The organism is Kriegella aquimaris (genome assembly GCF_900103215.1).
In the GTDB taxonomy this organism is placed as follows: Bacteria; Bacteroidota; Bacteroidia; order Flavobacteriales; family Flavobacteriaceae; genus Kriegella; species Kriegella aquimaris.
The window spans coordinates 865,269-886,569 of sequence record NZ_FNGV01000001.1 but is presented as its reverse complement, the minus strand read 5'-3'; the positions used below and the strand labels follow the sequence as shown (position 1 = coordinate 886,569).

At 39.8% G+C, this 21,301-nt stretch carries 24 protein-coding genes; 10 read left to right on the top strand and 14 right to left on the bottom strand.

Features of this window, described 5'->3' with window-relative positions:
* Positions 1-127: 127 nt before the first annotated feature.
* Positions 128-1,195 carry a DUF3810 domain-containing protein gene (locus BLS33_RS03720; protein WP_089886206.1) on the bottom strand — a complete coding sequence of 356 codons (1,068 nt, stop codon included), beginning with the start codon at positions 1,193-1,195 and terminating at the stop codon, positions 128-130.
* Positions 1,196-1,360: 165 nt separating this feature from the next.
* Here BLS33_RS03720 and BLS33_RS03715 point away from each other — a divergent pair, with 165 nt between their 5' ends.
* Both BLS33_RS03715 and BLS33_RS03710 read left to right on the top strand, forming a co-directional pair.
* Entirely contained in the window at positions 1,361-2,821 is a 1,461-nt protein-coding gene (locus BLS33_RS03715; protein WP_089885411.1) for an aminoacyl-histidine dipeptidase, read from the top strand.
* A gap of 314 nt (positions 2,822-3,135) precedes the next feature.
* Positions 3,136-3,603 (top strand): CBS domain-containing protein, encoded by a 468-nt coding sequence (locus tag BLS33_RS03710; protein ID WP_089885409.1) that lies wholly within the window; start codon positions 3,136-3,138, stop codon positions 3,601-3,603.
* Positions 3,604-3,691: 88 nt separating this feature from the next.
* On the opposite strand, the gene BLS33_RS03705 is transcribed toward BLS33_RS03710, so the two are convergent.
* The 3 genes from BLS33_RS03705 to BLS33_RS03695 are packed head-to-tail and all read right to left on the bottom strand — an operon-like array spanning position 3,692 to position 6,421.
* On the bottom strand, positions 3,692-4,843 hold the full coding sequence (locus tag BLS33_RS03705) for a peptidylprolyl isomerase (RefSeq protein ID WP_089886204.1): 1,152 nt from the start codon (positions 4,841-4,843) through the stop codon (positions 3,692-3,694).
* A gap of 10 nt (positions 4,844-4,853) precedes the next feature.
* Positions 4,854-5,414 carry a gliding motility-associated peptidyl-prolyl isomerase GldI gene (gldI, locus tag BLS33_RS03700; RefSeq protein WP_089885407.1) on the bottom strand — a complete coding sequence of 187 codons (561 nt, stop codon included), beginning with the start codon at positions 5,412-5,414 and terminating at the stop codon, positions 4,854-4,856.
* On the bottom strand, positions 5,405-6,421 hold the full coding sequence (locus tag BLS33_RS03695) for a DHH family phosphoesterase (protein ID WP_089885405.1): 1,017 nt from the start codon (positions 6,419-6,421) through the stop codon (positions 5,405-5,407). The genes gldI and BLS33_RS03695 overlap by 10 nt, the downstream gene beginning before the upstream one ends.
* 182 nt (positions 6,422-6,603) lie before the next feature.
* Between BLS33_RS03695 and BLS33_RS03690 the strand changes: the two genes are divergently transcribed.
* A complete protein-coding gene (locus BLS33_RS03690; protein ID WP_089885403.1) occupies positions 6,604-7,023 on the top strand; it encodes a nucleoside-diphosphate kinase in 420 nt (139 codons plus the stop codon).
* A 47-nt stretch (positions 7,024-7,070) separates the two neighbouring features.
* Here BLS33_RS03690 and BLS33_RS03685 read toward each other — a convergent pair whose 3' ends face one another.
* Genes BLS33_RS03685 through recF form a run of 3 tightly spaced genes read right to left on the bottom strand, consistent with a single transcriptional unit; the run spans position 7,071 to position 8,867 of the window.
* Positions 7,071-7,367, bottom strand: a complete 297-nt coding sequence (locus tag BLS33_RS03685) for a DciA family protein (RefSeq protein WP_089885401.1) — start codon at positions 7,365-7,367, stop codon at positions 7,071-7,073.
* Positions 7,367-7,786 (bottom strand): hypothetical protein, encoded by a 420-nt coding sequence (locus BLS33_RS03680; RefSeq protein WP_089885399.1) that lies wholly within the window; start codon positions 7,784-7,786, stop codon positions 7,367-7,369. Before BLS33_RS03680 ends, BLS33_RS03685 begins: the two co-directional genes overlap by 1 nt.
* 1 nt (position 7,787) lies before the next feature.
* Positions 7,788-8,867, bottom strand: coding sequence for a DNA replication/repair protein RecF (recF, locus tag BLS33_RS03675; RefSeq protein WP_089885397.1), 1,080 nt, complete (start codon positions 8,865-8,867; stop codon positions 7,788-7,790).
* A 126-nt stretch (positions 8,868-8,993) separates the two neighbouring features.
* On the opposite strand from recF, the gene BLS33_RS03670 reads away from it, so the two are divergent.
* The 7 genes from BLS33_RS03670 to BLS33_RS03640 all read left to right on the top strand — a co-directional run bounded on the left by BLS33_RS03670 (position 8,994) and on the right by BLS33_RS03640 (position 15,198).
* The gene (locus BLS33_RS03670; protein WP_089885395.1) at positions 8,994-9,761 is read left to right on the top strand and encodes a tetratricopeptide repeat protein; all 768 of its coding nucleotides are present in this window, start codon (positions 8,994-8,996) and stop codon (positions 9,759-9,761) included.
* A gap of 3 nt (positions 9,762-9,764) precedes the next feature.
* Positions 9,765-10,247, top strand: a complete 483-nt coding sequence (gene ribH, locus BLS33_RS03665; RefSeq protein ID WP_089885393.1) for a 6,7-dimethyl-8-ribityllumazine synthase — start codon at positions 9,765-9,767, stop codon at positions 10,245-10,247.
* Between the two features lie 155 nt (positions 10,248-10,402).
* On the top strand, positions 10,403-10,702 hold the full coding sequence (locus BLS33_RS03660) for a riboflavin synthase subunit beta (RefSeq protein ID WP_089885391.1): 300 nt from the start codon (positions 10,403-10,405) through the stop codon (positions 10,700-10,702).
* Positions 10,702-12,549, top strand: a complete 1,848-nt coding sequence (gene mutL / locus BLS33_RS03655; protein WP_089885389.1) for a DNA mismatch repair endonuclease MutL — start codon at positions 10,702-10,704, stop codon at positions 12,547-12,549. Before BLS33_RS03660 ends, mutL begins: the two co-directional genes overlap by 1 nt.
* Positions 12,550-13,284, top strand: coding sequence for a rhomboid family intramembrane serine protease (locus BLS33_RS03650; RefSeq protein WP_089885387.1), 735 nt, complete (start codon positions 12,550-12,552; stop codon positions 13,282-13,284). It abuts the gene before it with no gap.
* A 2-nt stretch (positions 13,285-13,286) separates the two neighbouring features.
* Complete coding sequence (locus BLS33_RS03645) at positions 13,287-14,162, top strand: rhomboid family intramembrane serine protease (RefSeq protein WP_089885386.1); 876 nt, start codon at positions 13,287-13,289, stop codon at positions 14,160-14,162.
* Between the two features lie 205 nt (positions 14,163-14,367).
* Positions 14,368-15,198: an endonuclease/exonuclease/phosphatase family protein gene (locus BLS33_RS03640; RefSeq protein WP_245731265.1), complete on the top strand. Its 831-nt coding sequence runs from the start codon at positions 14,368-14,370 to the stop codon at positions 15,196-15,198.
* On the opposite strand, the gene BLS33_RS03635 is transcribed toward BLS33_RS03640, so the two are convergent.
* The 7 genes from BLS33_RS03635 to BLS33_RS03605 form a co-directional block, all read right to left on the bottom strand.
* Positions 15,175-15,498 (bottom strand): DUF6122 family protein, encoded by a 324-nt coding sequence (locus BLS33_RS03635; RefSeq protein ID WP_089885382.1) that lies wholly within the window; start codon positions 15,496-15,498, stop codon positions 15,175-15,177. The genes BLS33_RS03640 and BLS33_RS03635 overlap by 24 nt on opposite strands.
* Entirely contained in the window at positions 15,491-16,123 is a 633-nt protein-coding gene (locus tag BLS33_RS03630) for a WbqC family protein (protein WP_089885381.1), read from the bottom strand. The genes BLS33_RS03635 and BLS33_RS03630 overlap by 8 nt, the downstream gene beginning before the upstream one ends.
* 202 nt (positions 16,124-16,325) lie before the next feature.
* A complete protein-coding gene (gene lepB / locus BLS33_RS03625) occupies positions 16,326-18,029 on the bottom strand; it encodes a signal peptidase I (protein ID WP_089885379.1) in 1,704 nt (567 codons plus the stop codon).
* Positions 18,030-18,229: 200 nt separating this feature from the next.
* The gene (gene dapB, locus BLS33_RS03620) at positions 18,230-18,931 is read right to left on the bottom strand and encodes a 4-hydroxy-tetrahydrodipicolinate reductase (RefSeq protein ID WP_089885377.1); all 702 of its coding nucleotides are present in this window, start codon (positions 18,929-18,931) and stop codon (positions 18,230-18,232) included.
* 2 nt (positions 18,932-18,933) lie between these two features.
* Positions 18,934-19,599: a DUF5683 domain-containing protein gene (locus tag BLS33_RS03615; protein WP_245731263.1), complete on the bottom strand. Its 666-nt coding sequence runs from the start codon at positions 19,597-19,599 to the stop codon at positions 18,934-18,936.
* Positions 19,592-20,497, bottom strand: coding sequence for a ParB/RepB/Spo0J family partition protein (locus BLS33_RS03610; protein ID WP_089885376.1), 906 nt, complete (start codon positions 20,495-20,497; stop codon positions 19,592-19,594). The genes BLS33_RS03615 and BLS33_RS03610 overlap by 8 nt, the downstream gene beginning before the upstream one ends.
* 9 nt (positions 20,498-20,506) lie before the next feature.
* Entirely contained in the window at positions 20,507-21,280 is a 774-nt protein-coding gene (locus BLS33_RS03605; protein WP_089885374.1) for a ParA family protein, read from the bottom strand.
* Positions 21,281-21,301: the final 21 nt, after the last annotated feature.

The window sequence follows — 21,301 nt, the reverse complement described above, 5'->3', positions numbered from 1 at the left end:
CTACATGCAACTAGTACTACAGATCTTTCGCCTGTCAAAAATAGATTGGCGAAAGTGAAGTAATATATTTTATGTATTCGGATTGTTGCTCACCTCGTAAAGTCGATGTGGCCCTATCACTACCATCTTAAAGCGGGTGTTTTTTATAATAGCTGACTAAAAGTGAAACAACTTTGCTGTAACTCTTAATGCCATCTTCTTGATTATTTGCTTTTAAAAACGAATTGAAAATTGACTTAAAAACCGGCTCCAAGGGGTTTTCAAAGCTTTCCCAGAAATCGGACATTTCTTGGTAATTCTTTCGTACACCCGGATGTAATTTGGAAAAAAGTAGTTCAAACTGCATCTCATCCCGTATCTTGATATTATTCAGACAATAGCCCAACGCATATGCCGACGCCGAATACTGAAAGTAGGGGTCTTTGTTCGATGCAGTAACCAAATACCCAATAAAATTCGTTTCGTTTTCTGCCGAGTAACCTACTTGATGACCAATTTCATGACCGCTGACCACAGGAAACCGAAAATTGGGCAGTCTACCATTTACTTGTCCCTCCAAAGTAAACGGGTTTAAATAACCGCCATATCCCATATAAGTCAAAAGCGTGCTAAAAAGCGATTTTTTAATGCTCGGATGTTTATAGCCCAAAAAAGGAAGTTCAGCTTCTAAATGTTGATAACCTTGTAAAGTCTTCTCGAATATTTCTTTTTTTGAATAGGGTATCACGACCATTTGTGCCGTATCGGCCGTAATTTGAAGCTGAAGCTTATTGGTTTTATCGATAAGCCTCTCAGTGAGCGCGATCAGTTCTTCTGGACTATGGGTTTCTTCAAGATGCAAATTTTCAGCAATGGGTTGTCGGTAATAATTAAGACCCCAAAGCAAATTGAATGTGAAATAGGCCACGGAGAGTACCATAAATATGTTCCGAACAAATAATAGGGGTCGTTCGGCAATGCCCTTTCGATTTAAGATAATGTAGCGGATGGCAATAAATATCAGGGCAAAATAGAGAAGGTCACCTACAGAAAAAGGAATCCATCCGAACAACGTTCTGAAAAATTTTGAAATGTATACATAGAGTCCATTACTATAATATTTTTCTATTATTTCCGGATAATATCCCAACCATTTCACAATAATAATCTGTGGAACAAGGCCTAAGGCAATAGCTGTTTTTAGTTTATTCTCCATCAGGTCAAAATTAACCATAATAATAACTTTCCGAATTTTCATTCCAATAAAATCATCCATCTGTTAAACACTCAGGCATTTACATTTTTAGTAGGATGTCGCACTCCTAAAATGGAGCTTTTTAGGGTTGCAAGCCTTATCTTTGCGAACAAATAGCAAAAGAAGATGCACAACGATATACGAGAATTGGAACCCCGATCAGTTTGGAACAGCTTTGCCGACTTAAACGCCGTTCCGCGGCCTTCCAAAAAAGAGGAAAGGGTAATACAGTTCATGCTTGATTTTGGGAAATCTTTGGGGCTAGAGGCTATCAAAGATGAAGTGGGTAATGTTATTATCAAGAAACCCGCCAGTGCCGGAATGAAAGATAGGAAAACGGTGGTGTTGCAATCTCATTTAGATATGGTACACCAAAAAAATGCGGATACTAGTTTTGATTTTGAGACCGAGGGCATACAAATGAGAATAGAAGGGGACTGGGTAAAAGCCAAGGGAACTACGTTGGGCGCTGATAATGGTCTAGGTGTAGCCTCAATAATGGCACTACTAAAGAGTTCCGATATTTCGCATCCACCGCTGGAAGCTCTTTTTACAATAGATGAGGAAACAGGAATGACGGGAGCAATGGGCCTTAAAGGAGGTTTGTTGAAAGGAGAAATATTATTGAACTTAGATACAGAGGAAGATGATGAAGTCGATATCGGTTGTGCGGGAGGCGTTGATGTTACGGCAACACGATCTTATTCCGAAAAACCGGTACCTCGAGGGGTGCTGGCCTATGAACTAAAGCTCCGAGGATTAAAGGGCGGACATAGTGGTATAGAGATTCATAAAGGGCTGGGCAACGCCAATAAAATAATGAATCGTTTATTATATCTCAGCACCAAAGAATATAATATTCGTATAGCAGAAATTGATGGGGGAGGGCTGCGTAATGCCATACCTCGGGAAAGTACCGTGAAAATAGTCGTGGATAAGGCACATAAAGACAATTTTGAAAAAGATTTAGAGCAGTGGACTGCAGCTATCAAAGACGAGCTTAAAATAATGGAGCCAGACCTGCAATTGAGTTATAAGACCATTACCAAACCGAAGAAAGTGATGGGGCTCGGGGCTCAAGAAAAGCTACTTAACGCAGTATATGTGGCTCATAATGGAGTTTATGGTATGAATGCCGCAATACCTGATTTGGTGGAAACTTCCAATAATGTGGCGCGCGTCATACTAAAAGATGGGAAAATAAGGATTGGTTGTCTTACCCGATCTTCGGTAGATTCGGCCAAAGCAGATTTATCAAATGCCCTTCGGGCCACTTTTGAAATGGCTGGTTTTGAGGTTGTGCTATCGGGCGATTACCCAGGTTGGCAACCCAACCCCAATTCTCGCATTCTTGAGGTCTTAAAGAATAAATACAAAGAGCTATTTGACGAAGAGCCCGAAGTTGTGGCTTGCCATGCCGGACTCGAATGTGGTATTTTAGGTCAAAATTATCCCGAGATGGATATGATAAGCTTTGGTCCCACCATAAAAGGAGCACACTCTCCCGATGAGCGGGTCAGTATTTCTTCTGTTCAGAAGTTCTGGAAGTTTTTGTTAGAGGTCTTAAAGGAAACGCCAAGAGCGTAAGCCTGCTAAATTAATATTCCCTAACAACGTTTTAGAAAACATACCAATATCGATTAAAATAGGTATTACCGACTTCCTTTAGTCATTGGTAAAAGGAGTACCATGATTTGATACATTTTTAATCAGATGATGGAGTTGATTTTTTGTAGATGGAAGTATATTATCCGTTTCGACCCTTATTTCTACTCGGTTCTATGGGAAGATAATTAAATGTATGTTGTTGATAATTAGTAACCTTAACAGTTATTGTTGGAGGAATTAAGTAAAATTTTGTATTTTTAAGTAACTCCCTCCTCACCTTAAAATTAACTGTTATGGCAATCAAAAGTTTTCAAGGCGCAAGAAGGCAATCACAATCTACAGAAGATATTCCGTTGAAGGTCAGTGATTATATGACTACAAAGTTGATCACCTTTAACCCGGAACAATCTGTTGAAGAAGTTATAGAATCCCTTATAAGATATAAAATATCGGGTGGCCCAGTGGTCAACGAGAAGAATGAATTGATCGGAATAATTTCCGAAGGGGATTGTATTAAGCACATCAGCGAAAGCAGGTATTATAATATGCCTATGGAAAATAATACCATAGAAAATCGTATGGTGAGAAATGTCGAGACCATAGATGGCAATATGAATATCTTTGATGCGGCAAATAAGTTTTTAAGTGATAAACGACGTCGTTTTCCAATCGTTGAAAACGGTAAATTGGTCGGACAAATATCTCAGAAAGATATACTAAAGGCGACCGTAAAATTGAAAGGACAGCAGTGGGGTAAATAAACCATAACCCCGGGGAATTAAATATATTCGGTAGGTGAAAACATGTGACATACATGATATCACCTACCGAATGCTTTTATATTAATTATCAATCCATAATTTCGGTAATCTCCAAATCGAAGATTAAATCGGCATTAGGAGGAATAACTCCTCTAGATCCTTGTGGTCCGTAACCCAAATGTGGAGGAATGAACAAACGAATTTTATCGCCGACTTTCATGGTCATCATACCCTCTTTAAAACCAGCGATCAATGAGGCATCTGGGCTGTAATCCATCGGGCTGGGCTCGTATAACATTTGTTGTTTACGAGACTCATCATATTTCCCATATTTTGTAGCTATTTCCTCGTAGTTGCTATCGAACAAAGATCCATCACTCAAATATCCTGCATAATGTACACCTACTTGTTGTCCATGTTTTGGTTTTTCACCGTTACCCTCTTGAAGTGTCATTATTCTGAGTCCTGAAGGCAACTCTTCCGCTTTTTCTTTTTGAGCTTCGAATTCGGTAGCCATATCGCTTTTTAGTTTTTCAATGGCCGCAATTTTGGCTTTTTCCGCCTCAAAATAATCACTCAACACCTGAATGGCATCAAAGTTTTTCGCCGCTCTCCCATTTCGAATAATCTGAACTGTCTTCATACTTATCGTGTCGATGGGTCTATCACCTTCACCGGTTTTTACGTTGGCTATCGAATCGACAACATCCATGCCTTCAATGACTTCACCAAAAACCGTGTGACAGCTAACTCTCGGATTCTGACAGGGCTTAAGCATTCCGTTTTCATAACCGTCAAGAAAAGGTGTAGCTTTATGGGTGATAAAAAATTGGCTGCCGTTGGTTTCAAAACCTGCATTGGCCATTGATAGTATTCCTTTTTTATCATGGTGCAGGGAATCTGTGAGCTCGTCTTTGAACTTATATCCAGGGTTTCCACTGCCGGTTCCCGTGGGGTCTCCCCCTTGAATCATGAAATCTTTCATGACCCTGTGAAAAATGACGTTATCGTAGTATTTTTTGTTCTTGTATTCCTCACTGACGAAAGGGCTTTTTCCTTCTGCTAATGAGATAAAGTTGGCCACCGTGATAGGGGTTAGTTCATATTCTAATTTAACGATAATATCGCCCTTAGTGGTATGGATATCGGCAAAGAGACCATCTCCTAATTCGGCATATTGACTTTTACAACTGGCCAATAGCACGGTTATAATCAATAAAAATACATTCGTTTTTTTCATATTAACTGTTTTAATTTTGAATTTGTTCGTTTTGTTTTTCAATTTCCAAAAGCGATATTGTTACTTTAATGGGCACGCTGACCCCTATCTTATTATCATCACCATGGTAGCCGTAGGCCAATGAAGAAGGGAACAAAAAAGTGGCTGTTTCATTTTCTTTTAGAAGCTTAACGCTATTTCTAAGCCCTTGAAACAATTCTTGTTTGTCAACTTTATATTTGATGATACCAATATCTTCATTGGAGTAAAGTGTATCGTTTTCAAAGGTCACGATATTGTAGGTAAGGGTGACTAAATCATCAGGCTGTGGTGTATAATTGGCCGATTCATTTTTTTGATTATAATAATACCATGAACCATAGGAACTATGTTGGTAGGTATGTTCGGAATCTTTTGCGATGATTTCTTGGATTGCCGCTTCTTCTTGTGCCAAGAGTTTTTTGCTTCGATCTGCAGAAGCTTTGAAAAAACTTCCTGTTTTGACTTTTACCGGTCTACGGGGCTGTGGCCCCTCACAACTTGATAAGCCTATAATCAGGCATAGTAAATAACAGCAACGCTTTAAATCCATAATTTATCAGTGTAATTAGGCAATAAAGATTCAAAGAATTTGGTAGTCTCCGCTATGGAGACGTCACTTTTTCCACCTGCCGCATTATCATGTCCGCCCCCTTGGAAATGCTTTCTTGCAAATTCGTTTACTGAAAAGTCGCCCACCGACCGGAACGAAATTTTTATGATTCCCTCTTCCTTGTTTTCAATGAAAATTACCGCAAATATAATTCCGTCAAGGGTCAGGCCATAATTTACAAAACCCTCGGTGTCGCCCTTTTTATATTCATGGGCATCCAATTCTTCTTGGCTAAGGGTGATATAAGCGGTACGAAACTTTTCTAAGATCACCATATTCTTTAATGCGCAACCCAGTAGATGTAATCGGGCTGGGGTGTTCGTGTCGTAAATCTGGTGGTGTATTTTTGTGTTTTCGGCCCCTTTATCTATTAGGTCGGCAATCACTCTATGGGTTCTACTTGTAGTAGATGCGAATTTGAACGACCCCGTATCAGTCATAATACCGGCATACAGACAATTGGCGATTTCCGAAGTTATGGCTTGTACTCCTCCCAATTTCTCGATAAAGGTGTAAACCATTTCGCATGTCGAACTCATGGAAACATCGGAATAGGTGATTTGTGCATAATCGGCCGGTTCTTGATGATGGTCTATCATTATAAAGGTGGCGTCCGCACTTTCTAGTTCAGATTGCATTTGCCCTATACGGCCCAAATGGTTGAAATCGAGTGTAAAAATTAAAGTTGCCTGACTAATTCTTTCTTTGGCTTCTGAATTTTTACGTTCAAAGTTGATAATGTCTTCGTTTCCCGGCATCCATTTTAGAAACCTAGGGTAATCATTAGGTACAATAACCGAAGCATCTTGCCCCATGTTCTTTAAAAAGTGCCATAGTCCCAAAGTAGATCCGATAGCATCGCCATCAGGGTTTTTATGGGGTACGATTACAATTTTTTGCGGTTTGGAAAGCAGTGCTTTTACCGAGTTAATTTCCTCAAAATTCATGCGTGCAAAGATACAATAATAATAAAACTAACGGGTTGCTTTTATTTTGATATCGCTTTACTATGTTATGGATAGTTCATCATAACAAAATCCAGTTAGGAACAGCTTATTTATAAAGGACTTCAAATGCGTGTACTTGTGAGTTGTGGAATAAAACGTATTTTTGCCCAAAATTTTAAAAAATGAGTACGAACAGAACTTTTACGATGATAAAGCCCGATGCTGTTGAGAACGGCCATATTGGTGCAATACTGGAAAAAATAGCTTCCGCAGGTTTTAAAATCGTGGCTATGAAATATACCCAATTAAGCCTAAGGGATGCGCAGGAATTTTATGCGATTCATAAAGAAAGACCCTTTTTCGGTGAATTGGTCGAGTTTATGACCCGTGGTCCTATTGTTTCCGCCATTTTGGAAAAAGAAAATGCAGTTGAAGATTTTCGCGCTTTAATCGGTGCTACCAACCCTGCGGAGGCTGCCGAAGGTACCATTCGTAAATTATTCGCTACAAATATTGCGGAGAATGCCGTGCATGGTTCCGACAGTGATGAAAATGCGGCTATTGAAGGCGCTTTTCATTTTTCAGGAAGGGAAATATACTAAAATATTCAGGCCTGATAGGTTTTTTAAATCTGTCAGGCCTTTTATATTTATCTAAGTACTAGCTTCTTCACCACCTCTTTGCCCATTTCTTCATTGAACATTACAATAATTCTTGATTTTCCGTGGCTGAGTTCTTCACGAAGTACGGAAGAAGAAAGTGCTACGAACAACGTGTCGTTACGAAGTTCTACCGCCGTGGTATAATTGTTTACCCCATTCCCCATTAGTCTTGCCCATGCTTCCCTAGCGTTTACCTTGTCGATACCCTTTTGTAGTCGATTTTCCTTTAAAAATTCGTTTAGGGCGTCACCCAGAGGTAAATTGGTATTATTTCGTTTAGCCATTATTCTTGTATGTTAATGGGTTCATAGCGTCTGTAGTGATAGGTGGTGTTGTTTTCCCCGACGACTGCAAAATTGGTTCGCGATAGTTGGGTGAGTGCCTCCGTCCATTCACTTAAATCGTTTTTATAATGTATGATAAAACTGTCATTTTGATGTTCTAGGGTAAAAAATTCCGCATCGTTTGAAGTGTCGTAAGTGCCATCGAATTTTGGTTTTACCTTTTTTCGAAATCCCTTTAAACCATCAATTTCAATATAGTCGACCGTCGTGTTTACGTTATAGGCTTTGGTGCTTCCGTCTGCAAAGGTCACATTTTCTATTTCCCAATACCCGTTCAATTGCTGCAAATCAGTATCCGAAATCTTCCCTGAGCAACCTAATATTATGAAAATCAATATAATATAAAAAAATCGTTCCATATTACAATTTAAAGATTTTATACGATTGGTGTATGTTTTTAATTATATTTTCGGTGCGTTCGGCATGGGTGTCGCTGATAAAGAGCTGACCGAAATTTTCATGGTCTACCAAATTAATAATATGGGATACCCTGTTTTCATCCAATTTATCAAAAATGTCGTCCAATAATAAAATTGGGGTGGTCTTGGCCAGTTCTTTTATAAGATGGAACTGTGCGAATTTTAAGGCTATCAAATATGATTTTTGTTGCCCTTGGCTCCCGAACTTTTTAATAGGGTGCCCGTTGATCAAAAAACTGAGATCATCTTTGTGTATGCCCACCCCTGTGTATTGTGAGAAGCGATCTTTTTCAATATTGTTTTTTAAAAGTGTCAGTAAACTGTTGTCGGTCAGTTTGCTGTCGTAGGTTAAGGATACTTTTTCATTTCCGCCCGAAATAACGGCATATTGCTCTTCGAAAATAGGGGTAAAAATATTTATAAATGCCTTGCGTTTGTCGTGAATAGTAGACCCATAACTGTTTAGTTGTTCGTCATAAACTTCCAAAGTCGCTTTGTCGAATGTTTGGTTGGCTGCAAAATACTTAAGTAGCGAATTGCGCTGTGCTAGGGTCTTGTTATACTTGAGCAGATCTTGCAGATATTTTTTGTCCGATTGTGAAATAACGCCGTCAACAAACTTCCGACGGGTGTCACTGCCTTCTATGATAAGATCTCTATCAGCTGGAGAAATAATGACCAGGGGCAATAACCCGATATGATCTGATAGACGGTCGTAGATTTTACCGTTTCTTTTTATTATCTTTTTTGCTCCCTTTTTAAGGCTGCAAACGATTTTTTCTTCCCTGTCGTTTTTTTCGAATTCACCATCGATTACAAAAAAGTCCTCATCATGGCGAATGTTTTGTGTCGCAATGGGATTAAAGTAGCTTTTACCGAAAGAAAGATGATAGATTGCATCGAGAATATTAGTTTTTCCAATACCGTTCGGCCCCACAAAACAGTTTAGTTTGGAGTCGAATTCAAAATTTTCGGAACTGATGTTTTTATAGTTGACAAGCGCTAATTTTTTTAGAAACATTTCGAAAATCGTAGGATTTTATTTAAGTGACAAATAGGGAACATGCAAAATATCCAAAAATAACGAATAAATACCCTTTAGGATTTCAATAAAACCTTTATTTTTGCGCGATTAATAAAATTTTAGATGGCTACATACAAGAAGCGGGGTTTTAAGCCCAAAACCAAAGAAGAGGAGAACCAGTTAGATGTACAAGATAGTACTACCGCTGAAGTTTTTAGTACACTTGATGAAAGTGCCTCGAAGACAGAGGCTTGGGTTTCTACCAATCAAAACTATATCCTTGGACTCATCGGCGTTATTGCGGTTGGAGTTTTGGGTTATTTGGCTTACCATCAATTTGTACAGAATCCTAAAGAGGCAAGTGCCGCTAATGAAATGTATTACCCACAGCAGTACTTCGATCAGGCATTGAACAGTACAACTGCCAAAGATTCGCTATATACATTGGCTTTGAACGGTGCAGAGGGCAAATACGGATTTCTTGATATCATCGACGAGTATCCAGGAACAAAAGCAGCCAATCTTTCTAACTATTCAGCGGGTATGGCCTATTTGGGTATGCAGAAATATCAGGAAGCTATTGATCATTTGGAAGATTTCAAATCAGATGATGATATTTTAGGGGCCTTGGGGAAAGGTGGAATTGGTGATGCTTTCATGCAATTGGGTCAACCCAGTGATGCCTTAAGTTATTATGAGGCAGCGATTGCGCACAGCGATAATAATTATACCACACCAAGATTTTTATACAAAGCGGGTGTTGCCGCCCTTGAACTTAATGAAAATTCAAAAGCTTTGAAATTCTTTCAAAGAATAAGGGATGAGTTTTCTTCTTCTGATGAGGCCAATAATATCGATACGTTTATCGGCATGGCCAATAGCAACAACTAATTAATGGCCACGGCGAATAAAAATTTATCGGTCTACGATAAGGCTACGGTGCCCGACGCAAAAGATTTGCGATTCGGAATTGTGGTTGCGGAGTGGAATGAATCGATAACTGAGGGACTTTTTAATGGCGCCATAGAGGCCTTGGTCGATTGTGGTGCACAATCTGACAATATTATTCGATGGAATGTGCCTGGGAGCTTTGAGCTCACATATGGTTGTAAGAAACTCATAACTTCAGAGAAGGTTGATGCCGTTATCGCTATCGGAAGCGTTATCCGTGGAGAAACCCAACATTTTGATTTTGTTTGTAGCGCAGCAGCACAGGGAATCAAAGACTTAAATGTAAAATTCGATGTTCCTGTCATATTCTGTGTGTTGACCGACAATACTTTGCAACAAGCACAAGAGCGTAGTGGTGGCAAACATGGAAATAAGGGCACCGAAGCCGCGATTGCGGCGATAAAGATGGCAAAACTGGGTGCGTAACCTTTTGGTCTAAGTCATAAAATCGTGCTGTCTTTGGGAGATCTTTCCGAATTATTTCCAAAAAATAGATATAACCCCGAATTTTCTGGTAGTGTTAACAAATTTTGACACTAGGTTAACGGCATGTTTTTTGATTTTGAGTAACTTTGAAATCCATGGGAATGTTTTCAAAATTTACAAAGTTACGAAAGAACAAATCGTTCAACTATTCACCCCGTTACTACGATGACAAAGGGGAGGGTAGCCCTTATAAACTTGAACATAGGTTTGATAAGTTTCGCTCTACCGCGCATACCACGAGAGGCCTAAAGAATAAAATCAATAATGCTGTGGATGACATGAAAGTGGTAGGTGACCGTAATCTTAAAATTAGAATGCTCGTAATAATCGCGGTGTTGGTATTGATTTTTCTTTACATTATCGATTTTGAGCTTTCTATATTCTTCCCTAAATAATGGCAGATATCATAAAACTTCTACCCGACCATGTTGCAAATCAGATAGCAGCAGGAGAAGTAGTGCAGCGTCCCGCCTCGGTTGTAAAAGAATTGTTGGAGAACGCTATAGATGCTCAGGCTACTGAAATAAAATTAATCATAAAGGATGGTGGTAAAAGTTTGATCCAAGTGGTCGACAATGGTATTGGTATGAGTGTTACCGATGCACGCTTGAGCTTTGAACGTCATGCTACTTCCAAAATCCAAAAGGCCGAGGATCTATTTTGCTTAGATACCAAAGGATTCCGAGGTGAGGCACTGGCATCGATTGCCGCAATCGCCCACGTTGAGATGCTTACCAAACCTGAGCACGATGAAGTGGGTACGCATTTGAAAATAGAAGGCAGTAAAATTGTTCATCAAGAAGTGGCCGTAACGCCCAAAGGAACTTCATTAACGGTCAAAAATCTGTTTTTCAATATTCCCGCAAGAAGAAATTTCTTGAAATCACATCAAGTCGAGCTTCGACATATTACCGATGAATTTCATAGGGTCGCATTGGCACATCCGAACATAGAATTTCATTATTATAATAATGGTAGCGAACTTTTTAGTTTGCCGAAAGCCAATCATAGGCAGCGAATCGTTCATGTTTTTGGTAGCAAGACGAATCAGAAATTAGTACCGATTCAAGAGGATACAAAAGTGGTAAAAATCAGTGGTTTTATCAATAAACCGGAGTTTGCCAAGCGAAGTAGGGGTGAGCAGTTTTTTTTCGTAAATCATAGGTTTATTAGAAGTCCTTATTTGCACCATTCGGTGGTTGCAGCATTTGAAGGACTGATAAAATCGGGTACCCACCCTGGGTATTTTATTTATTTGGAAGTGGATCCTTCTTCGATTGATATCAATATCCATCCCACTAAAACAGAGGTGAAGTTTGATGATGAGCAAACGTTGTACGCCATTTTACGGTCATGCGTCAAGCACAGTCTGGGGCAGTTCAATATTGCGCCGGCCCTTGATTTTGAGCATGACGAGAACATGCAGACGCCCTATGATTACAAGAACAAGGCGATTATTCAACCCAAGGTCACGGTCGATTCAGGGTTCAATCCCTTTGCAGAAGCCAATCAGAGAACAACAATAAACAGAACTTATACGAAGCCCAATACACAAGGATGGGAGAATTTGTATGTTGGTCTCGAATCACAATCGGGGAGCCAAAACGCTAAAGATGTATATTTTGAATCAGATACGATTACAGGATCTATTTTCCAAAATCAAAAAGAGGAAATCGAATCTGTTGCCACAACATTTCAATTACGTCGAAAATATATCGTAACTACCATAAAGTCGGGCATGGTCGTTATTGATCAAAGTAGGGCGCACCAACGTGTGCTTTATGAAAAGTTTTTAAGGAATAGTACTATAAAAGAAGCGGTAAGCCAGCAATTATTATTTCCTTTGTCACTTTCTTTTTCGAAGGCCGATATGGCAATCCTAAAAGATATTCAAAATAACCTGACGGCAATCGGTTTTGCATTTGAAGAAATTGAAGGGGAATCGTTTCAAATTACGGGAGTGCCCTTAATGGTAACTGAGAGTGAGGCAGGCATGGTATTAGATCAACTTATTTCCGATTATCAACTCGAGGTGGAAGAAAATAGCTTTTCCCAAGCCGATATATTATCAAAGACACTCGCGAAGACACTGTCTGTTAAAACTGGAGAAGTCTTAGACAATGAGTCTCAGTTGGCGTTGGTAAATAATCTATTTGCCTGTAAAGAATCACGGGTTAGCCCATTCAATAAGCCCATATTTGTGACTATAACGGAAGATGAAATCGATAAAAAATTTATGTAAATGGGAAATATGACCGATGCGGTAAAGCATCTTCTGATAATAAATGTTCTATTTTTTATCGCTACACAGATTTATGGGGATCAAATGTACCTTTGGTTGGCGCTATGGTTTCCTGAAAATGCTAATTTTCAAGCATGGCAAATAATAACCCATATGTTTATGCATGGCGGTTTTATGCATATCGCATTTAATATGTATGCCTTATGGGCATTCGGCACACCTTTGGAGCGTATTTGGGGACGCAATAAGTTTCTTTTCTTTTATTTTTCAGCAGGTATCGGTGCGGCAGTGCTTCATACGGCCATGAACTATTATAGCTTCAATGGCGGGTTGAATGCTTTAGTCGAGAGCGGCATACCTAAAAGTCAAATTATTGAAATTATAGCGAACGGAAAATATAGTCCCAGTTGGAACGATATTATAGGGCAAGCCAAGGTTGATAGCTTTTTAAGTGCCTATAATACGCCTGCTGTGGGGGCTTCGGGGGCGATTTATGGTATTCTTGTCGCCTTTGCCTTTATGTATTCAGAGGCGGAATTAATGCTGATTTTTTTGCCGATCCCTATCAAAGCGAAGTATTTTGTTCCTTTGATGATTGCTGGCGACCTATTTTTCGGTTTTAGCAACTACTCAACGGGCATTGCCCATTTTGCCCATATCGGTGGAGCTGTCGCCGGTTTTGTTATGATGTGGTATTGGAAAAAGAATCAGTTCAATAATAAGCGTTGGAACTAAATATGAATTCAGGTAACCTTAGATATCAAATTGCCAGGCTGAACGTAGCTGAAAAGCTTATTGCCATAAACGTCCTTGTCTTTATCTTGAACGGTTTGATTCCGTTTTTAATGGGAATGAACAAGAATAGCATCGTGCAATGGTTTCAACTTCCCAACGATTTTTTTGACTTTCTGATGCAGCCATGGGCGTTGGTCACCTATTCTTTCTTTCATGGTGGATTGAGTCATATTTTCTGGAATATGCTCGTGCTTTATTTTGTAGGACGCATTTTTCTCAATCTGTTCGACGGCAAACGATTTTTAAATGTCTATTTATTGGGCGTTATTCTAGGAGGTCTCTTCTTTATGTTAGGGTATAACGTATTTCCTGCTTTTTTTGAAGTTAATGCCGTTCTGGTAGGTGCATCGGCGGGAGTAAGGGCCGTATTGATATTTATATGTGCCTATATTCCCAATCAAGAAGTAAGGGTAGTTTTTTTCAATGTCAAACTATGGTATATCGGTGCTTTTGTAGTTTTATTAGATTTTATACAAATGCCATACGGTGGTAATGCAGGCGGAAACTTGGCTCATTTGGGTGGGGCGCTTTTAGGGTATATGTATGCAAGACAATTGGTGAAAGGGCATGATATTGGCAGCGGTTTTGCCAGGGTATTGGACGCGGTTGCCAACCTTTTTAAAAAAGGGGAGAAGAAGGCACCGCTCAAAACGGTGTATCGAAAACAAAAATCCACGACGCGCTCCAAAGTAAACTCCGACAAAGAAAGCCATCAACGGAAAATAGATGCCATACTCGATAAAATAAGTAAGTCGGGATACGAGAGCCTTTCAAAGGCAGAAAAGGATTTTTTGTTCAAGGCAGGTAAAGAAGACTGAATACGTGAAAGGATTATCAATTTTAAATAAAATCGTATTCTTTTTTAATTTAATTTTTGCATTTCTATTGCTATTGGCCTGTTTGGTACCGCATATATCTACAGAGCATATTGCCTTTTTGTCGATATTGAGTTTAACGGTTCCTGTTCTAGTGGGCGTCAATTTCCTTTTTTTGTTTTTTTGGATTTTAAAAGGAAGACGACAAATGCTATTATCGTTATCGATACTTGTGTTGGGGTATTTGACGATGGGAGCCTTTGTAAAATTTGATTTTTCCGATAAAAAGAATAAAGTCTCTCCAGATTTACGTGTCTTAAGTTATAATGTTCGAACTTTTAATAAGGATGGTCATATAGATAGTCCGAGAGTTTTTGAAGATATTAAGGACTTAGTCGATAGTCAGGATCCTGATATTGTTTGCTTCCAAGAAGTGGGGTATTTAAGAAGAAAAGAATATGTGAATTATCCCTATAAACATTTAGAATTTATAAAAAATGGAGGCCACTTGCTTTTAGGTATATTTTCAAAATACCCCATCATCGATGCACAGCTATTGAATTTTCCGAAGAGCTATAACAATGGGGCCTATGCCGATATTCTTTTTAAAAACGATACCATACGAATTTACGACCTTCATTTAGAGTCGTTGGGCATTACACCGGGCACAGGCGTGCTAAGATCAGAGGCTTCCGATAAGTTGTATCGCAGGGTTACCGGTAGGTTTAAAAAGCAGGAGGAACAGGCTAAGTTAGTGCGGGAGCATATGCAAACGGTAGACTATAAAACGATCATCTGTGGCGACTTTAACAATACCCAGTTTTCAAATGTATATCATATTATCAAAGGAGACCGGCAAGATACTTTTATAGAAGAGGGAAATGGTCTGGGGCGCACCTATGATTTTCTGGGCATTCCGTTGCGTATCGATTTTATTTTTGCCGATAACTCATTCGAAGTTCTTGAACATAAGAACTTCAATGTTAAATATTCCGACCACTTTCCGGTAATGGCATCATTTCGGATCAAAGGTGATTAGTAAACAGTCGGCCCAATCGGCCAGTATATGAATGAGTAATGCCAGCCCAATGATACGGGTCTTCTTTACGATGAAAAGCCCGAAATAGATGGCAATAGCCCAATAGGAGTGCAGCGGGTGGAAGTTAATGCTACAACGCTCCGAATCAAAAACCGGGTTTGCCAATAGGTGATCTACATCGATGAGAATTGCGGCCAAAAGAATAAGCGTTACTCGGAGTCGATGTTCTTTAAAGAAAAGGAACCCTATCGCAATAGGTACCAGAAAATGTATGCCGTAATGAACAAAGAATCTAAGCATTTAGAAAGGGTAAATTCAAGTTTTGAAGATATCCCAGGGCGTTCGTTCCCTCATTAAAAAGCAGGTCTAAAATACTACAGTTTTTTATGAACCCATGACGATCGCCAAAAACCTGTACGTATGTTGCTTGTTCCAATAGCGGATTTTTTTTTGCGTTGACCAAGAAACGGGCGTCTTGGATATCTTGAGGACTACGTTCGAATTTTTGAGATTTTGCCTGGGGCATCTCAATCTGAAGACAATCAACGACGGTCTCAATGGTCTTTAGGTTATAGTCGAGTAAGAGATCAAACTCATTTTCAAACAGGGGTGCAATATCATCTTCATAGAATTCAAAAAACGGTGAAGTTCGATAAGCAGTCTGCAAGGTTCGCCAATGTTGACGCTGCCATGAGTATGAGTTGTCCAACTGCACGTCTTCATATTTTTGCCGCCCTTCTTTTCTGCCCACATGGCTAATTGGAATACTGAGCAAATGCCTGCCGAAGTCGGTAGCGATATAGCACCGGTTACGGTAGGTCTGTTTTTGGTAATTGTCTTTAACTTCCCATTCCACATCATGTTGTACTATCGTGGCGAACGTTGCTATATCAGGGAAATATGTCGGATGGAGAAGGGCTTTCACTATGAGACTGAATTTTAATTCTATGATAAAATATATTCAAAACGAAAGGTTTGTTTGAATTTACTGCTTCGTTTTCGATAGCTTCTATCTCTATAAAAAGGAAGCGCCACAGGCGATTTCAACCTTTCCGGGCTTTTAAATCTTCTCTAGTATTGTTTTAGGCACCATTAAGTTATCTATGGTAAAAAACAAAATTCCAAAATCAACTTTTTCCTTTTAGTTTCTTTTTCCTGAAATAATCGAATACAAACCAAGCTGCTAAGGCAATCAAAAAGTATTTGAAATATGAAACAGGTTCACCATTGCCATTGACAGTGGTAAATACCCGGTCCCAACGCACTTCCCAATTGGAAAGTCCGTCATTGAAATTTTCAATGCTCATCCAAATAAAAATCGGGGTTCCCACGATATGATTCTCAGGAACGTATCCCCAGGCGCGACTATCTTCAGAGTGTGCCCTGTTATCACCCATCATCCAATAGTAATCTTGTTTAAAGGTGTAGGTGTCGGTCGGCTTACCGTTGATACTGATTTGATTTCCCGAAACGCTAATTGTATTATTCTCGTAATCGCGAATGATTTTCTTGTATAAGGGTAGTACTTTAAGATTCAAATCCACGGTTTTTCCTTTTTCAGGAATATAAATAGGCCCCATGTTGTCATAATTCCAATCGTAATCGGGGCTTTGGGGAAACAATCCAACACCTCTTTGTCCCTTAGGCGTCACGATACGCACTACGGAGTCGATGGTACTATTGCTTTTAAGTTTAGTGACCATTTCATCGGTAGCCGTAATAATGCGAGTTCTATCGGCTATTTCTTGCAGGGCCAAACGATTTTGTCGAATAAGGTCGGGAGAGATGCCTTTGTGGTCTGTTAGAATAACTACACCTGATTGCCCCTGATCATAAACGCCATAGCCATTTCTCTGCAGGGCAATTCTCTGGGGCTGGCTCAATGATTGGGCAACATACTGTCTGTTGAAATCAGAAAGTCCGACTTCAGAAAGTATCCGTGAAGAAACCCCATTTTGTGCGTACACCCTATAATCATATTGGGGTTTGGCACGATCCGAAAGTTTTAATTGATTGCCATTGATGAAGACATAGCCATCAACTACCGACAGTGAATCACCGGGAATACCGACACATCGTTTTACGTAATTTGATTTTTTATCGATCGGCTTTTTTACGCCAGCTTCTTTCTTGAAAAATACACGTACCGTATCTGCAGGCCAACTGAATACAACGATGTCATTACGGTCTACTTTTGTAAAACCTGGTAACCTAAAATAGGGGAGTTGCGGTTTGTTCAGGTAGGAGCGAATACCCAATTTCGGAATGGTATCATGAACCATGGGGGCCGCAATAGTAGTCATTGGTGCCCGGGCGCCATAGTGAAACTTGCTAACAAAAAGAAAATCGCCCACACGCAAGGTGCGTTCCAATGAAGGGGTAGGTATTACATAAGGTTGAATGAAATAGGTGTGCACCAATGTGGCGGCTACAATAGCAAAGACAATGGAACTTACCCATTCGCCCAAACCGGTTCTTGGGTGAAGGTCACGGTCTTCTATGTACTTGACGTCAAGCATATAGTTGACATAATAGATATAAAAACCTAGTGTTAAAATGACCAACCAGGTCTCAAGAAGGTTATTTCTTCCAAAACTTCTAATGGTCTCAACCCAAATAACAGGGAACATCAATAAATTAATGATGGGGATAAAAAGAAGAATAACCCACCACTTCGGACGGTTGATGATCTGCATAAGAACCACAGCGTTGTAGATGGGAATTGCAGCTTCCCAGGCCTTTCTACCCGCCTTTACGTATAACTTCCAAGTACCCAAAAAATGGATGACCTGTATTATGAGTATAAATATGATCCACTGTGTCGTATCCATGTTTGTTCTTTAGATTTGGTATTATGAAGTTGGGTTACTATTTGTTACTTTTTTGACCAAGGGTATTGTTTTCAGTTATATCAAACGTCTTTACAAAGTTATCTGGGTCTCGCGGGTATCATTTTAAGATATTCCCATTTTTTGAAATTCCTTTGAATTCTTTGCAAATAAGTACATTTATGGCATAAATAAAAGATTTGTTAACCAAGGTTTAACACATCTTTCATTGTGAAAACACCTTTCTTTCCAACAATCCATTCGGCTGCAATGACCGCACCTAGGGCAAAGCCTTGGCGATTATGGGCCGTATGAACTATAGCTATAGTGTCAACTTCACTTTCATAATTCACGGTATGGGTTCCTGGTGTATCAGCAATACGTCTTGCTATAATCGGTATTTCGCCTTTGGGCGCTTCGTCAAGTTTCCAACCCGTATAATCGGTATTGGCAATAATACCTTCTGCAAGGGTTATTGCAGTACCGCTAGGGGAATCAAGTTTTTGGGTGTGGTGAATTTCCTCGATGTCAACATTATATTGCTTCAACTGTCGCATCATTTTGGCCAAATATTCGTTAAGCTCAAAAAATATGTTCACACCGAGACTGAAGTTTGAGGCATAAATAAATGCACTTCCTGTTTCTTCACAACGGGCAAGGGCCTTATTAAAATCTTGCAACCAACCCGTGGTGCCGGATATGACAGGAACACCGTGTTCAAAACATTGGGTTATGTTTCCGAAAGCGGCACTTGGCATGCTAAAGTCAATAGCGACATCCATATTTGAAAAATCGACTTCTACCGTATCGACGTCAATTTTGGCCACAATCTCATGGCCTCTATTTTCGGCGATCTGCTCGATCATCTTACCCATTTTTCCGTATCCGAATAATGCGATTTTCATGTTTAAAATTTTATAATAAAAGCCATCCCGTAATGTGGATTGCTGGTTATTGGATTCAACTCTAAGTATGGCCTCATATCTAGACTGAGGTCCTCGTCTATATTAAATTGTTTAAGATGTGCGTCGACATTGGCATCCACGATATTCAACACATACATTGCTACGGTAATCAGCAATGCCAAATCTCTATCTCGTTGAAAACGCTCTTGCTGACTTTCGAGGTCATCCATATCTAAATCGGGTTCCGCGGGAATTATTCCGTCATCGGGCGTTCTAAGATCCCAGAATTCATCATCGCTAAAACCGGCTTGTCGTCTTTTAAAGGCCGCCCGAAAACGGTCGTAATAATCGTCGTTGTACAAGTATGAGTAAACTCCTGTTCCAATAACGCCATAGACCAATGGCACTTTCCAATAGCGTCTGTTGTAAACTTGGCCCAGACCGGGCAACATGGCAGAATAAAATGCAGCTTTGCTTGGGGCTAGGGGGTTGATCGGTTTTCTTTTTTTGATTTTCCCTTCCTTTATCACAATGCCCTCTTTTTTCAGATTCTTTTGAATAGAGTCCGTTTCACGGTTTTTGCCATCGGCATTGGGTTCTTGCTCTTGTGCACAACAGAATATTGCGAAAAGGCAACAAAAGAGGTTTATAATTAGGTTTTTATTCACCTACGATCAATTTTTTTATTCGAAGGAATTCCTCTTGGGAATTAAAAGGGATGGTCACCTTTCCCTTGCCTTTTTCAGAGCTTTTGATATCCACTTTGGCTGATAGGTAATCGGTGAGTTTTTGAATGTCTTCTTTTGCAAAGCTCGGCACAGCAGGAGGCTTTGAGGTGCTTTTAGTAGCTCCAGTAGCTTTACCCTGATATTCTTTTACGGCACGCTCAGTATCTCGAACAGAAAGATTTTGGCCGACTATTTTTTCATAGAGCGCAAGTTGTTCTTCTTTTTTATCGATATTGACCAATGCCCTTCCATGGCCCATGCTTACAAAACCGTCGCGCATGCCCGTTTGAATTATCGGATCTAATTTTAATAATCGCAGATAATTGGCGATGGTCGAACGCTTTTTACCTACCCTGTCGCTCAAGCGCTCTTGGGTCAGTTGGATCTCATCGATCAAGCGTTGGTACGATAGTGCAATTTCAATAGGGTCTAAATCTTGGCGTTGAATGTTTTCTACCAAGGCCATTTCCAATGATTCTTGGTCATTGGCTATTCGAATATACGCGGGTATAGTTTCTAGACCGACCAATTTTGAGGCTCTGAACCTTCTTTCCCCGGAAACCAGTTGATACGAATCAAAACCTAGTTTTCGAACGGTAATGGGTTGAATAACCCCTAATTCTTTAATTGAGGTGGCCAGCTCGCGTAAAGCTTGGTCATTAAAATTGGAGCGAGGTTGAAAAGGGTTGACTTCAATAGCCTCGATTTCCAACTCGACAATATTGCCTACAACCTTGTCGGCATTTTTATCGGAGGCAGATTTGATATCATTTTCAGGATCTTTTAAGAGTGCCGATAGGCCTCTTCCTAAAGCTTGTTTTTTTGTTGCTTTCGCCATTGTATTATTTTACACCGTCTCCTTATTCTTCTTTATCATTTCGTTGGCCAAGTTCAGATAGTTGGCCGCACCTTTACTACTGGCATCATATTTTATAATGCTTTCGCCATAGCTGGGTGCCTCGCTCAATCTTACATTGCGTTGAATAATAGTGTCAAAAACCATATCCGAGAAATGCTTTCTTACCTCTTCCACCACTTGATTGGATAATCGTAAGCGCGAATCGAACATGGTGAGTAGCATACCTTCGATATCAAGATCCGGGTTATGGATTTTTTGAACACTTTTTATGGTATTCAGTAGTTTGCCCAAACCTTCTAAGGCAAAATACTCACATTGTATGGGTATAATCACGGAGTCTGCGGCGGTTAGGGCATTTAATGTCAAAAGACCTAAAGAAGGGGCGCAGTCAATCAGTATGTAATCATAGGTGTCTCTGAGGTGGGAAATGGCCTTCTTCATCATATATTCCCGTTCATCTTTGTCTACCAATTCAATTTCTATGGCGACTAAGTCGATATGTGAAGGAATTAGGTCTACATTCGGTGAAGAAGTCTGAATAATAGCTTCTTCGGCACTCTTGGTATGTTCCAGTAACTGATATGTGCCCAATTCAATACCCTCAACATCAATTCCCAACCCAGATGTGGCATTGGCTTGGGGGTCTGCATCGATCAACAACACCTTTTTTTCCAACACACCCAATGAAGCAGCTAGATTAACTGTTGTAGTTGTTTTTCCTACCCCACCTTTTTGATTCGCAATCGCAATGATCTTGCCCATTATTCCACTTGATTAAGGGGT

Excerpts from the sequence above, each read along its gene's own strand:
- ribH (WP_089885393.1), top strand. The coding sequence starts at position 9,765 with ATGGCCACGGCGAATAAAAATTTATCGGTCTACGATAAGGCTACGGTG.
- BLS33_RS03650 (WP_089885387.1), top strand. The coding sequence starts at position 12,550 with ATGGGAAATATGACCGATGCGGTAAAGCATCTTCTGATAATAAATGTT.
- BLS33_RS03660 (WP_089885391.1), top strand. The coding sequence starts at position 10,403 with ATGGGAATGTTTTCAAAATTTACAAAGTTACGAAAGAACAAATCGTTC.
- BLS33_RS03685 (WP_089885401.1), bottom strand. The coding sequence starts at position 7,367 with ATGGCTAAACGAAATAATACCAATTTACCTCTGGGTGACGCCCTAAAC.
- recF (WP_089885397.1), bottom strand. The coding sequence starts at position 8,867 with ATGTTTCTAAAAAAATTAGCGCTTGTCAACTATAAAAACATCAGTTCC.
- BLS33_RS03670 (WP_089885395.1), top strand. The coding sequence starts at position 8,994 with ATGGCTACATACAAGAAGCGGGGTTTTAAGCCCAAAACCAAAGAAGAG.
- BLS33_RS03710 (WP_089885409.1), top strand. The coding sequence starts at position 3,136 with ATGGCAATCAAAAGTTTTCAAGGCGCAAGAAGGCAATCACAATCTACA.
- mutL (WP_089885389.1), top strand. The coding sequence starts at position 10,702 with ATGGCAGATATCATAAAACTTCTACCCGACCATGTTGCAAATCAGATA.
- lepB (WP_089885379.1), bottom strand. The coding sequence starts at position 18,029 with ATGGATACGACACAGTGGATCATATTTATACTCATAATACAGGTCATC.
- BLS33_RS03715 (WP_089885411.1), top strand. The coding sequence starts at position 1,361 with ATGCACAACGATATACGAGAATTGGAACCCCGATCAGTTTGGAACAGC.
- BLS33_RS03720 (WP_089886206.1), bottom strand. The coding sequence starts at position 1,195 with ATGGAGAATAAACTAAAAACAGCTATTGCCTTAGGCCTTGTTCCACAG.
- BLS33_RS03695 (WP_089885405.1), bottom strand. The coding sequence starts at position 6,421 with ATGAATTTTGAGGAAATTAACTCGGTAAAAGCACTGCTTTCCAAACCG.
- BLS33_RS03640 (WP_245731265.1), top strand. The coding sequence starts at position 14,368 with ATGCTATTATCGTTATCGATACTTGTGTTGGGGTATTTGACGATGGGA.
- BLS33_RS03645 (WP_089885386.1), top strand. The coding sequence starts at position 13,287 with ATGAATTCAGGTAACCTTAGATATCAAATTGCCAGGCTGAACGTAGCT.
- gldI (WP_089885407.1), bottom strand. The coding sequence starts at position 5,414 with ATGGATTTAAAGCGTTGCTGTTATTTACTATGCCTGATTATAGGCTTA.
- BLS33_RS03635 (WP_089885382.1), bottom strand. The coding sequence starts at position 15,498 with ATGCTTAGATTCTTTGTTCATTACGGCATACATTTTCTGGTACCTATT.
- BLS33_RS03610 (WP_089885376.1), bottom strand. The coding sequence starts at position 20,497 with ATGGCGAAAGCAACAAAAAAACAAGCTTTAGGAAGAGGCCTATCGGCA.
- BLS33_RS03705 (WP_089886204.1), bottom strand. The coding sequence starts at position 4,843 with ATGAAAAAAACGAATGTATTTTTATTGATTATAACCGTGCTATTGGCC.
- dapB (WP_089885377.1), bottom strand. The coding sequence starts at position 18,931 with ATGAAAATCGCATTATTCGGATACGGAAAAATGGGTAAGATGATCGAG.
- BLS33_RS03680 (WP_089885399.1), bottom strand. The coding sequence starts at position 7,786 with ATGGAACGATTTTTTTATATTATATTGATTTTCATAATATTAGGTTGC.
- BLS33_RS03605 (WP_089885374.1), bottom strand. The coding sequence starts at position 21,280 with ATGGGCAAGATCATTGCGATTGCGAATCAAAAAGGTGGGGTAGGAAAA.
- BLS33_RS03690 (WP_089885403.1), top strand. The coding sequence starts at position 6,604 with ATGAGTACGAACAGAACTTTTACGATGATAAAGCCCGATGCTGTTGAG.